Below are 15,038 nucleotides of genomic sequence, written 5' to 3'. Positions count from 1 at the left end.
CGACAAAACGTCGAATATGCCTTAAAATATTCTTGAAATAAATTAATCATCACTAACATTGAGATAAGAATATCCCATCTGATCTAACATGATAAAGGTGGTCTTTGCTGATATCGCCATTTTGACGATTGGCGTAATATTCTCAGTTTTCAAGTTGTAGAACGCCATGCTTTGACCGCAAACGTAAAATTCAACTCCTACTTCTTCAAGAGCTTTTAAGGCAATCAAATTAGGGTTAGGTAGACCATAATTAGTCAGGTAGTCTTCTTCCTTTAAAATAGCCTGTACTAATCCTCCATGGATTACTGCAGCTAAATGAATCTTTTCAGCAGGTACTCCATTTGCAATAGATAGGTTATAAGTCCGAGCTACTTCCAAAATAGCAGGGTTGATTGCTGTAGAATCCTTCACTTTTCCATACAAGTCCAGTGCAACTTTATAGTCAAGATTAGAATCATAGGTCATAGCCGGGTTGACAACTGGCACGACTCCTACCCAAGGATGAAAATCCAGGACTGGATAAGTAATACTTTCCTTGATATGTGGAGGCATATTGTCTTGAGCCAAAGATTCGCCACTTGAAAAAGTAAAAGCGAGTAATAATACTAAGCAAAATAGTTTCATAATATTTTGTTATTTAGAGTCTTAGGAAAAGTATCAAATAAAAATAACAAAGCAATCTTAAAATGTAGGATAAAAACAGTCCGTATTTTATCTAAAAATATTTATTGGTACAGCATGAAATTACCCACATTTTTCATTCTACTTTTGATTGATTTTTTAAAGCGTTATGCTTTAAAATAAAAATCAATCAAGCTATGATTCTTCAAAGTATAATTCTTATTGCCGGTCTTTTACTGTTAGTAAAGGGTGCTGATTGGCTAGTAGATGGCGCATCGGTATTAGCAAAAAAATACAAGGTTTCGGACTTAGCCATTGGTTTGACGATAGTTGCTTTTGGCACATCTGCCCCAGAACTAGTCGTCAACTCAGTTGCTTCCTCGGGAGGGTATCCAGATATAGTTTTCGGAAATGTAATTGGATCAAACAATTTTAATCTCTTTGTCATTCTTGGCATAGCCGGATTAATCACCCCACTATCCGTTCAATCTAGTTCTGTCTGGAAAGAGATTCCCTTTTCTTTTTTAGCTGCTATCATCCTATTGCTGATGGCCAATAACTATTTTTCTGGAACTGAAACGAGTTTATCGCTGATTGAAGGGTTTGCTCTGCTGGTATGTTTTGCAGCATTTCTCTATTATGTTTTCACGCAACTAAAATCAGAACCTCCTAATCAAGAAATCGAGCAAAAAGTCTATTCAAATCTAAAAATCTGGGTTCTGATTTTTGGTGGGCTTGCTGGTCTTGTACTGGGCGGAAAATTAGTGGTGGACAATGCAGTTGCAATAGCAAACAGTTTAGGAGTGAGTGAAAAAATCATCGGGCTCACCATCATCGCTGCCGGTACATCCCTACCTGAATTAGCTACCTCCGTAGTAGCAAGTATGAAAAAAAACAATGATATCGCTATAGGCAATATCATTGGTTCTAACATTTTTAATATTTTCTTGATCCTGGGTGTTAGCTCCATCATTAACCCTTTAACATATCAACTTTCATTTAACACAGATATCTATCTTCTTTTGGGTGGCACACTTTTTCTATTTATTGCCATGTTCACTGGCAAAAGAAAAAGCTTAGATAGATGGGAGGCTGCCATTCTACTATTTACATACCTTGGATATACTACCTACTTGGTTAGTATGGAACTTTGAATAGTTATTAACATCCCTTAAAATGATCATAGAATCGATTTTTTCATCCGAATTGCCCATTACCAATCCGGTGATCAAATTCCTATTGATTTTATTGATCATCCTATTTGCTCCCATCCTATTAAATCGAATTAAAATCCCTCCATTGCTAGGGTTAATAATAGCTGGAGCCTTCGTTGGTCCAAATGGCTTTGACTTGATTGAACGCGATAGTGGAATTATCCTTTCTGGAACAGCTGGGCTACTCTATATCATGTTTCTAGCAGGATTAGAGATTGACTTGCAAGACTTTAAGAAAAACAGGAATAAGAGTCTAGTTTTTGGCATGTATACTTTCATGATTCCCATGACATTAGGAATCATTTCAGGACTTTATCTTCTTAATTTGTCATTGATTTCCTCAGTTTTGCTTGCAAGTATGTTTGCCTCGCATACCCTGATAGCCTATCCTTTAATTTCAAAATTGGGAATTGGAAAAAATCGAGCCGTGAATATTACCGTCGGAGGCACATTGATCACAGACACGTTGGCTCTATTGATTTTAGCAATTATAATTGGGTCTACAAAAGGCGAAGTAAATACAGCATTTTGGCTTAAACTTATACTCTCCATCACCACATTTGCTTTAATTATCATCTTTGGGTTCCCGAGGCTAGGTAGATGGTTTTTTAAAAAATATTCAGATAATTCTTCCCAATATATTTTTGTATTAGTTCTGGTTTTTCTGGGTGCCGCATTGGCAGAATTGGCTGGAATCGAAGCCATAATTGGTGCATTCCTTGTCGGTATATCCATCAACTCCCTGATTCCTCACACTTCTCCCTTAATGAATCGGGTCGAATTTGTAGGGAACTCGATATTCATTCCATTTTTTCTAATTGGAGTAGGAATGCTGGTCGACTTTAGGGTTTTCTTCGAGAGTTGGGAAACGATCTGGGTAGCGTTTGTGATGACAACAATTGCTATCTCTGCCAAATGGCTGGCAGCATTTGCAACTCAAAAAACATACAAATTCACCATAGATGAGCGGAGAATTATTTTTGGGCTTAGCAATGCACAAGCAGCAGCGACTTTGGCAGCAGTAATCATTGGATATAACACATTTTTAGGTTTTGATGATTTAGGTGAACCTACCCGACTTTTATCCGGATCTATTTTGAATGGGACAATCATCATGATACTTATCACATGTACCATTGCATCTTTGGAAGCTCAAAAGGGCGCTAAGAATATTGCGCTAGCCGAAACGGTTATTGACGATATAAATGAAGAAAAAGAAACTCCCGAGCGCATCCTTATTCCTGTTAGAAATCAGGAAACTTCAGATGAACTTATCAATCTAAGTATCTTGCTCCAGTCTCCGAAAAGAAAAAGTAGTATGTATGCTTTGAGCATTATCAATACTGATCTGCAGGATTCTGCTGCGGAAATGAAAGCTCAAAAAACTCTAAACAAAGCAAGTGAAACAGCATCAGCCACTGACCATTTTCTGATCGAACTACTTCGCTATGACACCAATGTCGAGCAAGGAATCACTGGAGTAATTCATGAAAATAAGATTACCGATTTGGTCTTGGGACTTCATGAAAAACAAGGTATGGACGACAGCTTCCTGGGAAATCTCACTGAAGGTCTGCTAAGCAAATCGAATACAACGACGTTTATTTACAAATCCCATCAACCCTTTGATACGCACAAGAGACATTTGATTCTTGTGCCTCCAAATGCAGAAAAAGAGTTAGGTTTTCCGTTTTGGCTGGTCAAAGTCTGGAATATTGCGAGAAATACCGGAGCACGTATTATTTTCTACGTAGCACCTGAAACAAGGGAATATCTAGCCGACATCCTAAAAAATTACCCAATCAGGGTTGATTTTCGCGCTTTCCCAGATTGGGAAGAGCTTTCAAACCTAAATATTCATCTCAAGCCAGATGATAACTTAATCATGGTATTAAGTAGAAAAGGTACTATCTCCTACCATACAAAACTTGAGCAAGTCCCAAGCTTAATCAATACATGGTTGCAGCATAATAGCTTTATCTTAATCTATCCCAACCAACCCAAATTCGCAGGAATGGACGGAATGGAAATGATACATGGCTCCCTAATTGGCCCTATTGAGCGATTTGATTACACCAGCAGATTGATCAACAAGCTATTTAGAAGGAAATAAAAATTTAATTAGTTGGAAAAAGAAGAAATAGTAATTCCTAGTTAATTTAGCCTTGTTATGAAATCATGCTATTTGCTAAGAATTGTAATTCTTCTATTTTTTGGGCTATTGTCTTCGATAAACTTTGCTCAACAGATTCTTGAGCTCGACAAAAGAGTGTTGATAAAGACTTCGCCAATGGCACTTTTGGAACCTGAGACTATTATTATTCAAGGAGGAATCGAATACTTTTTAAGCCCCAAATTTAGCATTCAGACAGAACTAGGAGTGAACGCGGGGCTTTTTGGTATTCCTTCGGGTAGAGGGAAAAACGAACAATTCTCTATGTGGCGAACAAAGAACGAATTGAAATTCTATTCTAAAAAGAACTATTGGGGGGTTGAATTATTTTTTGTGAGTAAGGATTTTATTCGAACCGACGATTATTATGTTACTAACAGCAATAAAATCTGGTATGACAGAGCTCACATTGATTTTCAGATTTTTGGAACTGGGTTAAAATTTGGGCGGCAAGAATTTGTCTCCGAAAACATTTCACTAGACTCCTATTTAGGGATAGGGATTCGCTCAAGATATCGACTAGTGAATGCGCTTGATATTTCTCCAAATCAAGTACGAGATGAATTAAATGAAAATTTTTTAACTGCTGACCGATACCGATTCAATAGATGGGATAACATCCCACACTTAACTCTGGGTATAAAAGTGGGAATTCTTCCACAGAAAAGATAACAGGGAAGCAAACAGTCCATAACTTCAATTTCCAACTACCATTTAAGACCTTTGGTCAATTATTATCTGGATATTCAGATTTTTCAAAATATATTCCCAACATCTACCCTCAAGTCAATATTTGATTTGGAAGTTCAATAACCCAAAATCAAAACCTCTTCCAGCAAAATGGATCGCGCTACAATATTATGTTTAGGAAAATTCGGGACTTTACTCGTTTTAGTTTTCCTTTTAGGTACAACAGGATATTCTCAACAAAGCAAGACTAAACTTTCTGGTGTGGTCAAAGAAAAAGAAAGTGAAAACCCCATGGGATTTGCTACTATTGGTATTTACTCAGAAAGAGATAGTCTAGTGGCCGGAGGAATTACTGCAGAAAATGGAAAGTTTTCTATAGATGTGCCCGTAGGCAACTTTTATGCTCTAATAGAATTTATGGGTTTTGAGTCTCATAAAACCAGGACGATCAATTTCACTACTACAAACAATACGATCGACCTAGGTCTGATAGAAATGGAGTCAACCGCTGGAGACCTAGACGAAGTAGTAGTCCAAGGTGAGAAGACTATTATGGAGCTTTCTCTGGACAAAAGAATCTTCAATGTTGGGAAAGATCTGGCAAATGCAGGAGGCACAGCAAATGATATTTTGATGAATTTACCTTCAATTGCAGTAGATCCAGAAGGAAATGTACGATTGAGAGGATCTGCGAATGTTAGAATTTTGATTGATGGAAAACCCTCTGGATTGGTGAGTTTCAAGGGAAGTAGTGGGCTTCGCCAACTTCCTGCCAATATGATAGACAGAGTGGAAGTGATCACCAATCCCTCCGCACGCTACGAAGCGGAAGGTATGGCTGGAGTGATCAATATCATTTTGAAAAAAGAGAATAATCAGGGTTTCAATGGTTCTTTTGAGGTTATTGCCGGAACACCAACTAACCTGGGTTTTACAGCTAATTTGAATTACAGGCACAAAAAAATCAACTGGTTTATAAACTACGGGCTCGCTCACCGCCGATCTCCAAATGTGGCGGATCTCTACCAAGAAGTTTATGGCGAGGACACCACTTTTATCTCCAATCAGACTAGGGATGGCAATGTGGAAAGTTGGAATAATAACATCCGAGGTGGGCTGGACTATTATTTCAATGAGAATAGCATCCTCACTTTTTCCTATTTGTGGAGAAGAAGTGATGCACATCGAATCACAGACATCCGCTACGAAGATTCCTGGAACAGCATCGGCAACCTTCAAAGCTATACGCTCCGGAGACAAGATGAAAAAGAACAGGAGCCAAACTCAGAGATTTCAGCGAACTACAAGCGGACATTTGAGGAAAAAGGCCACGAGCTCACTACCACTTTTACCTACCTGAATTATTGGGAAAACTCTGATCAGATTTTTACACAGAACACTTTTTCCCCTGATGGAATCGAAAATCAAGCGCTAGAAGAAGTCCAAACTTCCCTAAATGACGAATACGAAAATCAATATTTGCTCATGCTGGATTACGTCAGACCTTTTGGAAAAGAAGGAAAGTTTGAAACGGGCTTTAGAACGAGTTTCAGAAGAATGAAAAATGATTACCTCGTGCAGGAAAAAGGTGAAGATGGAGAATTTACACCGATTCCAGGATTGGATAATATCTTTCTTTATGATGAAAACATCATGGCTGCGTATGGCATCATTGGCAATAAGACGAACAACTGGAGCTATCAGGCAGGTTTAAGAGTAGAAAACACAGATGTTAGAACTATTCTGAAAGAGACAAATGAAGAGAACCCAAGAAAATACACCAACCTTTTCCCAAGTGCTCATTTGACCTATAGCATCACCGACGAAAATGCTTTTCAACTCAGCTATAGCCGAAGGGTTCAAAGACCTGTTTACAATGATTTGAGTCCTTATGTTACCTTCTCAGATGCGAGAAATTTCTTCAGCGGAAATCCAGATTTGGATCCAGAATACACCGATGCATTCGAATTGGGCCACATCAAGTACTTTGAAAAAGGAACCCTCTTTTCCACCGTCTATTACAGGAGTACTGTAGAGAAAATTGAGAGAATTCGAACCGTAAATGAAGATGGTCAATCGATTACAAGGCCCTATAATTTGAACGGGGAAAACTCATTTGGAATAGAACTAAGCGGAGATTACCGCCCAAAAGACTGGTGGAAAATTGACCTAAATGTGAATTTCTTTCATGCTACAATCGATGGAAGCAACATTCAGGCTGACTACACTGCAAAAACCTATTCTTGGTTGTTCCGTCAAACTTCCCGATTTACTCTAAAAAATGGGCTGGACTTACAGTTTCGTGCTAATTATGAAGCAAGGCAAAAGACTGCTCAGGGAATCAGAAAAGGGATTTTCTTTATGGATTTATCCGCTAGTAAGGATATAATCAAAGAACGGGGAACTTTGACATTGAACGTGACTGACATTCTAAATTCAAGGAAAGACAGAACTATCACTGAAGGTGTGAATTTCTATACAGAATCCAGCTCTCAGCGTCAAATGAGACAAATCAACTTGACAATGAGTTATCGCCTAAAGCAGTAAATACGAGTTTCATTAGTTTAAAAAGTACAGTAAACAGGTCACATTGATCTGTTTTTCGTTTGAATTGACCTCTATTGAAAAATCTTGGGATATTCCCTTATTTTTGAAGACATCAGTTTAAACTAAACAAGTCATGCGTTTTACAAAACCATCACAACTGTTATTCTTCCTTTGCTTCTTTATAACAAGCTCAATTCTTGCCCAAAAATCAGACTTACTCACACTAGAACGAATCTATGCTTCGAGTGAATTCCAGCAGGAAAGACTTCAACCCATCCAATGGATAGAAAATGGAGCGGCTTATGTGACCGTGGAGGACGGAAATGAATTGGTGAGATGGGATAGTAAGAGTTTGGAGAAAAGTGTTTTCGTGCCGGGTTCTGCGTTGCAAAACAATGGCAAACCAATCACAATCGAATCCTTTAGTCTTTCTGATGATGGATCTAAAGTCTTGATTTTCAACAATTCCAGTCGGGTCTGGAGATCAAATACAAAAGGAGATTACTGGGTTTATGATTTGGAGAATGAGGATTTAAAGCAACTTGGAAATGACTTTGAGCCTTCGTCTCTGATGTTTGCAAAGTTTTCTGCCGACAACTCAAAAGTCGCTTATGTGCAGAAGTTCAATCTGTACCTGGAAGACTTTCAAACTGGAGAAGTCACCCAATTGACCTCTGACGGAACAGACAAAATCATCAACGGAACCTTTGACTGGGCTTATGAGGAGGAATTTGGCAAGCGGGACGGTTTTGCATGGAGCCCTGATGCGGAGCACATCGCTTTTTGGCAGATCGACGCCTCGGAAATTGGCACTTTTTACATGATCAATAATACCGACTCGGTATATTCTAAGCCCATTCCACTTCAGTACCCAAAAGTCGGTGAAGAGCCGGCTGGAGCCAAAATTGGGCTCATTGATTTGGCTTCAAAAAATACAGAATGGCTTCCTATTCCAGGTGGAGAAAAGGAAAATTACTTACCGGGAATGCAGTGGATCAATGAAGATTTGCTTCTGATCCAGCAGATGAACCGAAAGCAAAACCAACTGACCATCTGGACCTATAAACCTTCCAACGAAGAACTGAAAAAAGTGTATGTGGAGACGGAGGAGACTTGGGTAGATCTAGCCTATCCTGATTTGTCCAGATATGGCTGGAGCGATAATAGCTTGCCGCTGGTCGATGATGGAAAAGCTTTTCTACGCATGACCGAAAAAGACGGATGGAGACATATTTATAAAGTAAATATTGCTTCCGGAAACAAGACTTTACTCACACCAGGGGAATTTGATGTCGCCTCATATGGAGGACTTTCGGACAAGGAAGTTTTCTTTATCGCTTCACCAGATAACGCCACCCAGCGGTATCTATATGCGATTGATCTAGCTGGCAAAGGAAAACTCCGACGAGTGACACCAGATGCTTTCGAAGGAGTGAATACCTATGACATCGCACCAAACGGACAAGTTGCGGTTCACAATCATCAAAGCACTTCAGATCCTTTGACCACAAGATTGGTTGCCTTGCCTGATCATAAGGTCGTAAAATACCTGGTAGAAAATGAGGCTTACAAAGCAAAATTAGCTTCGCTCAAAACACCGGAAATCAAATTCACAACCGTGACTACATCTGAGGGCGTAACCTTGGATGCGCGGGTTATTTATCCGGTGGATTTTGATGAGAAAAAGAAATACCCAGTGGTTTTCCACGTCTATGGCGAACCTTGGAGCACGGTGGCTACAGATACGCAAGTTGGACTTTACAATATCATGCTGGCGCAAAAAGGCTACTTCATCATTGATATGGATAATCGAGGAACCCCGACGTTGAAAGGTAGCGAATGGAGAAAGAGTATTTACCGGAAAATCGGTGTGATCAATGCTCGGGATCAAGGTTTGGCTGCTAAGGAATTACTGAAACTTCCTTACTTGGATGAATCTAGAGTAGCCGTTTGGGGCTGGAGCGGTGGAGGTTCTATGACTTTAAATTTGATGTTTAAATTCCCTGAAGTGTATCAAACTGGAATGTCGGTAGCTGCCGTTTCGAATCAACTGATTTATGATAATATCTATCAGGAGCGTTACATGGGACTCCCTCAGGAGAACATGGACGACTTTGTCAATGGGTCTCCAATTACTTATGCCAAAAATCTCGAAGGTAATCTCCTGATCGTACACGGTACAGGCGATGACAATGTCCACTATCAAGGGGCAGAAATGCTAATGAATGAGCTGATCAAACATAATAAGCAATTCCAGATGATGCCTTACCCAAACCGATCTCACGGAATAAATGAGGGAGCTGGAACGTCCCTTCACTTGTATACACTATTAACAAATTATTTGCTTAGAAACACTCCAGTTAACTAATTATCAAAAGATTAGGATTAATCAACTATTTTATTTTTCTTACTATTAAAATTTAGTAGGACTATGAAAAATACATCGATTGATTCACACAAACGTAAGTTAAGGAGGATAAATATTGGGGTGATCGTCTCATTTTGTTTATTTCTTGGAGGATTAGCCTTTTCTATCTCCAAGCTTACCGCAGCTCCTGACACGGAACAAGTAGAATATGAAAAAACTGTAAAAGGCCTTATTGTTTCATCAGAAAACAAGCCAATCCCTGGCGCGGTCATCAAAGTCAAAGATGCAACTACCGGAACTGTTGCTAACATAGAAGGTAATTTCTGGTTGGATTTGGAAAAATTTAATGAAGAAACTGTGACCTTAAAAATCTCAATGATTGATTACGAATCCACAGAGATGTTGGTAAACACAAAGAAATTACCAAAGGACCTGGGAAAAATCACCCTGAAAAAAGAAGTAGAGTAGCTTAATGCTCGATTGATTTTGCTTCAAAAGAAACAATTTCATTTTCCTCAATTGTGATCTGAACCTCAATCGGATTACAGCAAATTTCACAGTCCTCAATATACTTTTGGGAGGCCACGGAAGGATCAATCAACATAGAAATCTCCTCGAAGCAATAAGGACATGGAAAGAAATGCTCAAGCATATCAGAAGATAATCAATTACATTTCTTTAATCAAATGACGCTATTCACATTAATTCCGTCAGTCAACTGACGCTATTTACGTTAATTCCATCAGCTAACTGACGCTATTTACGTTAATTCCGTCAGTTATCTTTTAAATTCTAGCAAAAACAATTTACTTTGTGCTGTATTTCAATAAGATAGACAGTGCAAAATATCCCCAGAGCATTACGAGCCGATTTTGATCGGAAACTCATACCGAATAAGGTATTGATGATTCTCGGTCCACGAAGATCAGGGAAAACTGCGCTTGTACGTCAATTTACCAAAGATGTCGATCCTCAGCAAAGCCTGATCCTTAATGGAGAAGATGTGCTCGATGCGGCGCTTTTACAAGAAAGATCAGTAGCAAACTACAGCCGTCTGCTAGCTGGCAAAACGCTTTTGATCATCGATGAGGCACAACATATCCCTGAGATTGGGCTGATTTTAAAGCTGATTGTAGATACGATTGAAGGAATACAAGTAATAGGCACTGGCTCCTCATCCTTCGACATGCACCAGCAAGTAGGCGAACCCCTGGTAGGGAGAAAAAACATGCTATTCCTCTTTCCTTTAGCCCAGATGGAATTTGCTCAAGTGGAAGATTTCAAAACTACGCTGGAAAAGCGCGAAGAACGGCTGATATTCGGAGGCTACCCTGAACTGACTCGCTATCCTGATTGGAAAGACAAGGAAGACTACCTCTATCAGATTATGAATGATTACCTGTTGAAAGACATTCTGATGGCGGATGGGGTAAAAAATTCTGACAAGCTCTACTCGCTACTCCGGCTAGTGGCTTTTCAGGTAGGAAAGGAAGTTTCGCTGGAAGAACTCGGTAAGCAACTTGGCATGTCCAAAAACACCGTGGAGCGCTACCTGGATCTCCTTTCCAAAGTTTTCGTGGTCTTCAAGATCGGTGGATACAGTAGAAATCTTCGCAAGGAAATCGTCAAAAATAGCCGCTGGTATTTCTATGATAATGGTGTGCGGAATGCAATTATCCAAAACTTCAATCGATTAGAACTTCGGGCTGATGTGGGAGAACTTTGGGAAAACTACCTCGCCGTAGAACGGATGAAGTTTCAGAATTACAGTCATATTCGCTGTACTAATTATTTCTGGAGAACATATGACCAGCAGGAAATCGATTGGGTGGAAGAAGGGGCTGATACACTTCGGGCTTACGAGTTTAAATACAAAAGTACCAAAGCTCCCAAAGCTCCCGCTGCTTGGACAAAAGCCTACCCTGACTCCACATACGATGTGATTCATTCAGGGAATTACCTGGATTGGATCGGAGGGTAACAAAAAACCCTCGAAGCTACTTGCTCCGAGGGTTTAACGCTAACCAATAACCTAAATTACACTTCTATTTCAGAGCCGACATTTTTAAAGTAAACCTGCTTATCAGCATCCAAATCCACCAAGACCGCAGAGTCGTTTTTGATATAACCTGCCAAAATCTGTTTGGAAAGCTCGTTGAGTACTAATCGCTGCATGGTTCGCTTCAGCGGCCTTGCTCCGAAATTCGCATCAAAACCTACTTCACCTAGATAATCCAAGACGTCTTTGGTCGCTTCTATTTCTATACCTGATTCGGATAAACGATGCTGAATCTCTCTCCATTGAATATCCACGATCTTACGGATAATCTGCTTGTTCAGCGGCTCAAACATAATCGTTTCATCTATTCTATTTAAGAACTCTGGACGAACAGACTTTTTCAACAGCTCATAAACTTCTGTTTTGGTCTTATCCAAAACCTCATCTTTATTCCACTCCTCCATCTCAGCAAATCGCTCTTGAATCAAGTGCGATCCGATATTAGTTGTCAAGATGATAATCGTGTTCTTAAAATTGGCAATTCTGCCTTTATTATCAGTCAATCTACCGTCATCCAAGACTTGCAAGAGGATATTAAAGACATCCGGATGCGCTTTTTCAATCTCATCTAATAAGATGACAGAATAAGGCTTTCTACGGACAGCTTCCGTCAGCTGACCACCTTCATCGTATCCTACATAGCCTGGAGGCGCTCCTACCAATCGGCTGACTGCATGTCTTTCTTGGTACTCTGACATGTCGATTCGCACCATGGAATTCTCGTCGTTAAAGAGGTATTCTGCCAAAGCTTTCGCAAGCTCAGTTTTACCAACTCCAGTCGTACCCATGAATATGAAGCTACCAATCGGACGCTTTGGATCCTGTAGTCCAGCCCGGCTTCTCCGAACAGCATCTGATAAGGCAGTGATTGCTTCCTTCTGACCAGCTATTCTTCTTCCTAGTTCTTCCTCCAAGTGCAATAACTTCTCACGCTCTGACTGGATCATTTTGTTCATTGGAATTCCTGTCCATTTAGACACTACAGCTGCAATATCCTCCTGATCTACCTCCTCTTTCAGCAAAGGAGAGCCAGCTTGCATTTCCTTCAACTGGCTCTTGAAAGACTCCAATTTCTGTTCTGATTCACCAATTTTACCATATCGGATCTCCGCTACTTTGCCAAAATCTCCAGCTCGCTCAGCTTGCTCAGCTTCAACTTTATAATTGTCAATACGCTCTTTTTCACGTTGAATACCCGTGATTACAGCCTTTTCACTTTCCCACTTCGCTTTTACACTGTCACGCTTTTCAGCCAACTCAGCCAATTCCTTACTTAATACTGTCTCTTTATCCTTGTTTTTTTCCCTTCGAATTGCCTCTCGTTCGATCTCTAGCTGCATAATTCGACGATTCAACTCGTCTAATTCCTGCGGCAAGGAATCAATTTCCATCCTTAATTTGGCTCCGGCTTCATCCATCAAGTCAATGGCCTTATCTGGCAAGAAACGATCGGAAATATATCGCTGAGAAAGCTCTACTGCCGCAATTACAGCATCATCTTTAATTCGCACACCATGGTGCAATTCATACTTATCCTTAATCCCTCTAAGGATCGAGATCGCATCTGCAGCATCAGGTTCATCTACGATTACTGCCTGGAACCTTCGCTCCAGCGCCTTATCTTTTTCAATGTATTTCTGATATTCCTTCAGCGTAGTAGCTCCGATTGCATGAAGTTCTCCTCGTGCCAAAGCTGGTTTCAGCAAGTTGGCCGCATCCATGGCTCCTTCTCCGCCTCCACCTGCACCGATCAAGGTGTGAATCTCATCTATAAATAAGATTATCTCTCCCTCAGCGTCAGTCACTTCTTTGATTACTGCTTTCAGTCGCTCCTCGAATTCTCCTTTGTATTTGGCTCCTGCCACTAGCAAACCCATATCTAAAGAGATAAGAGTCTTGGATTTTAGGTTTTCAGGCACATCTCCAGAAACAATTCTTTGCGCGAGGCCTTCCACAATTGCAGTCTTACCCACACCTGGCTCACCTAGAAGAATCGGGTTATTTTTGGTTCTTCTAGCCAAAATCTGAAGCACTCTTCTAATTTCTTCATCACGGCCTATCACAGGGTCAATTTTCCCCTTTTTAGCCATCTCATTCAGATTCTTAGAGTATTTCTCCAGTGCCTGATATTTACTTTCTGCATTCGGATCAGTCACCTTATTTCCTTTTCTAAGTTCTTTAATTGCCTCGATCAATGCTTTTTCTGAAATACCTTGATCCTTCAATAGCTGAGAAGTAGCATCACCTGAGGCCAAAATAGCCAGCAACAAATGCTCTATTGCAACATATTCATCTCCAAAAGTCTTCAGGTAATCCTTTGCTTTTGTAAGCACTTGATTAGAATAATTCGATAAATGTGGCTGCTGTCCGCCGCTTACTTTCGGCAGTCTCGCCAATTGCTCATCTAGTCTTTGGGAAATGAATTGCTTATTTGTCCCAAGTTTTTTGAACAAAAACTCAGTTACATTTTCATCCTCTGAGATAATTCCTTTCAGCAAATGTGCCGGCTCAATATTGGGCTGTCCAGCTGAAGAAGCTATCTCCAGAGCCTTTTGAATCGCCTCCTGAGATTTTATAGTGAATTGCTTAAAGTCCATAGTATAGTTGGTTATTAGTGGTATCTACTTTTACTAGTCAAGGCCAAATGATTCAATCTCTGGACTTGCTATAATCCTTATTATCAAAACTACCTCCAATTGCTTTTCTCGGTCACAATGGCTGGAAAAATTGAATTTCACCCTATAAAACTGAAAAGTTGGCAGAATTTTATTCGGAATATGATGATTTCACGACATTATGAGTAGTTAAAAGAGGCTATTTCTATATATTAGTTTACACTTTTTAAAACAATCATTTATGAGTGAGCTTTTAAATGAGGAGCAGGTACTACAGCTCATTCACAAAATCCGAAATCAGAAGGTAATGCTGGATAGTGATCTGGCGGAAATGTATGGTGTAGAAACAAAACGACTTAACGAGCAAGTCAAAAGAAGTCTAGATCGCTTTCCCGAAGATTTTATGTTTCACCTTACTTCAGATGAATGGGCAAACTTGAAGTCGCAAATTGCGACTTCAAGTTGGGGAGGTCGTCGAACCTTGCCATATGTTTTCACAGAACAGGGCGTTGCTATGCTTTCATCAGTGCTAAACAGCCCTAGGGCCATTCAAGTCAATATTTCTATCATTCGAACATTCGTAAGGATCAGAGAATGGGCGCTTAATTATTCAGAGCTGCAGGACAAAATTCAAGCATTACAAGATGCAGAATCCAACCAAAATCAGCACATCAATCATATTTATCAAATGATAGAAGAACTTCTGAAGCCAAGTTTAGGGGAAAGGAACACAATTGGTTTTAAAAAATAA

The 15,038-nt window shown here is 39.9% G+C and carries 11 protein-coding genes; 8 read left to right on the top strand and 3 right to left on the bottom strand.

Annotated elements, in window-relative coordinates; genetic code table 11:
- Nucleotides 1-42 precede the first annotated feature (42 nt).
- Nucleotides 43-624, bottom strand: a complete 582-nt coding sequence (locus tag LV83_RS15735; RefSeq protein ID WP_111612508.1) for a DsrE family protein — start codon at nucleotides 622-624, stop codon at nucleotides 43-45.
- A gap of 194 nt (nucleotides 625-818) precedes the next feature.
- Here LV83_RS15735 and LV83_RS15730 point away from each other — a divergent pair, with 194 nt between their 5' ends.
- The 6 genes from LV83_RS15730 (at nucleotide 819) to LV83_RS15705 (ending at nucleotide 10,081) form a co-directional block, all read left to right on the top strand.
- Nucleotides 819-1,775 carry a calcium/sodium antiporter gene (locus LV83_RS15730; RefSeq protein ID WP_111612507.1) on the top strand — a complete coding sequence of 319 codons (957 nt, stop codon included), beginning with the start codon at nucleotides 819-821 and terminating at the stop codon, nucleotides 1,773-1,775.
- Nucleotides 1,776-1,797: 22 nt separating this feature from the next.
- The gene (locus tag LV83_RS15725; RefSeq protein WP_111612506.1) at nucleotides 1,798-3,948 is read left to right on the top strand and encodes a cation:proton antiporter; all 2,151 of its coding nucleotides are present in this window, start codon (nucleotides 1,798-1,800) and stop codon (nucleotides 3,946-3,948) included.
- A gap of 57 nt (nucleotides 3,949-4,005) precedes the next feature.
- Nucleotides 4,006-4,680, top strand: a complete 675-nt coding sequence (locus LV83_RS15720; RefSeq protein ID WP_111612505.1) for a DUF3575 domain-containing protein — start codon at nucleotides 4,006-4,008, stop codon at nucleotides 4,678-4,680.
- Nucleotides 4,681-4,848: 168 nt separating this feature from the next.
- Entirely contained in the window at nucleotides 4,849-7,245 is a 2,397-nt protein-coding gene (locus tag LV83_RS15715) for an outer membrane beta-barrel family protein (protein WP_111612504.1), read from the top strand.
- 133 nt (nucleotides 7,246-7,378) lie between these two features.
- Nucleotides 7,379-9,613 (top strand): S9 family peptidase, encoded by a 2,235-nt coding sequence (locus LV83_RS15710; RefSeq protein WP_111612503.1) that lies wholly within the window; start codon nucleotides 7,379-7,381, stop codon nucleotides 9,611-9,613.
- 63 nt (nucleotides 9,614-9,676) lie between these two features.
- On the top strand, nucleotides 9,677-10,081 hold the full coding sequence (locus tag LV83_RS15705; protein ID WP_111612502.1) for a carboxypeptidase-like regulatory domain-containing protein: 405 nt from the start codon (nucleotides 9,677-9,679) through the stop codon (nucleotides 10,079-10,081).
- A 1-nt stretch (nucleotide 10,082) separates the two neighbouring features.
- Here the strand turns inward: LV83_RS15705 and LV83_RS15700 are convergent, their stop codons facing one another.
- Nucleotides 10,083-10,265, bottom strand: a complete 183-nt coding sequence (locus LV83_RS15700; protein ID WP_111612501.1) for a CPXCG motif-containing cysteine-rich protein — start codon at nucleotides 10,263-10,265, stop codon at nucleotides 10,083-10,085.
- 186 nt (nucleotides 10,266-10,451) lie between these two features.
- On the opposite strand from LV83_RS15700, the gene LV83_RS15695 reads away from it, so the two are divergent.
- Nucleotides 10,452-11,594, top strand: a complete 1,143-nt coding sequence (locus LV83_RS15695) for an ATP-binding protein (protein ID WP_245947072.1) — start codon at nucleotides 10,452-10,454, stop codon at nucleotides 11,592-11,594.
- Nucleotides 11,595-11,650: 56 nt separating this feature from the next.
- On the opposite strand, the gene clpB is transcribed toward LV83_RS15695, so the two are convergent.
- The gene (gene clpB / locus LV83_RS15690) at nucleotides 11,651-14,269 is read right to left on the bottom strand and encodes an ATP-dependent chaperone ClpB (protein ID WP_111612499.1); all 2,619 of its coding nucleotides are present in this window, start codon (nucleotides 14,267-14,269) and stop codon (nucleotides 11,651-11,653) included.
- A gap of 259 nt (nucleotides 14,270-14,528) precedes the next feature.
- On the opposite strand from clpB, the gene LV83_RS15685 reads away from it, so the two are divergent.
- Nucleotides 14,529-15,038 carry an ORF6N domain-containing protein gene (locus LV83_RS15685; protein ID WP_111612498.1) on the top strand — a complete coding sequence of 170 codons (510 nt, stop codon included), beginning with the start codon at nucleotides 14,529-14,531 and terminating at the stop codon, nucleotides 15,036-15,038.

The organism is Algoriphagus yeomjeoni (assembly GCF_003259505.1).
In the GTDB taxonomy this organism is placed as follows: domain Bacteria; phylum Bacteroidota; class Bacteroidia; order Cytophagales; family Cyclobacteriaceae; genus Algoriphagus; species Algoriphagus yeomjeoni.
This window is presented reverse-complemented; position numbering and strand designations above follow the sequence as displayed.

What these genes read in the sequence shown, in the direction of transcription:
- clpB (WP_111612499.1), bottom strand. Translation starts at nt 14,269, where the DNA reads ATGGACTTTAAGCAATTCACTATAAAATCTCAGGAGGCGATTCAAAAG.
- LV83_RS15735 (WP_111612508.1), bottom strand. Translation starts at nt 624, where the DNA reads ATGAAACTATTTTGCTTAGTATTATTACTCGCTTTTACTTTTTCAAGT.
- LV83_RS15720 (WP_111612505.1), top strand. Translation starts at nt 4,006, where the DNA reads ATGAAATCATGCTATTTGCTAAGAATTGTAATTCTTCTATTTTTTGGG.
- LV83_RS15700 (WP_111612501.1), bottom strand. Translation starts at nt 10,265, where the DNA reads ATGCTTGAGCATTTCTTTCCATGTCCTTATTGCTTCGAGGAGATTTCT.
- LV83_RS15710 (WP_111612503.1), top strand. Translation starts at nt 7,379, where the DNA reads ATGCGTTTTACAAAACCATCACAACTGTTATTCTTCCTTTGCTTCTTT.
- LV83_RS15725 (WP_111612506.1), top strand. Translation starts at nt 1,798, where the DNA reads ATGATCATAGAATCGATTTTTTCATCCGAATTGCCCATTACCAATCCG.
- LV83_RS15685 (WP_111612498.1), top strand. Translation starts at nt 14,529, where the DNA reads ATGAGTGAGCTTTTAAATGAGGAGCAGGTACTACAGCTCATTCACAAA.
- LV83_RS15730 (WP_111612507.1), top strand. Translation starts at nt 819, where the DNA reads ATGATTCTTCAAAGTATAATTCTTATTGCCGGTCTTTTACTGTTAGTA.
- LV83_RS15715 (WP_111612504.1), top strand. Translation starts at nt 4,849, where the DNA reads ATGGATCGCGCTACAATATTATGTTTAGGAAAATTCGGGACTTTACTC.
- LV83_RS15705 (WP_111612502.1), top strand. Translation starts at nt 9,677, where the DNA reads ATGAAAAATACATCGATTGATTCACACAAACGTAAGTTAAGGAGGATA.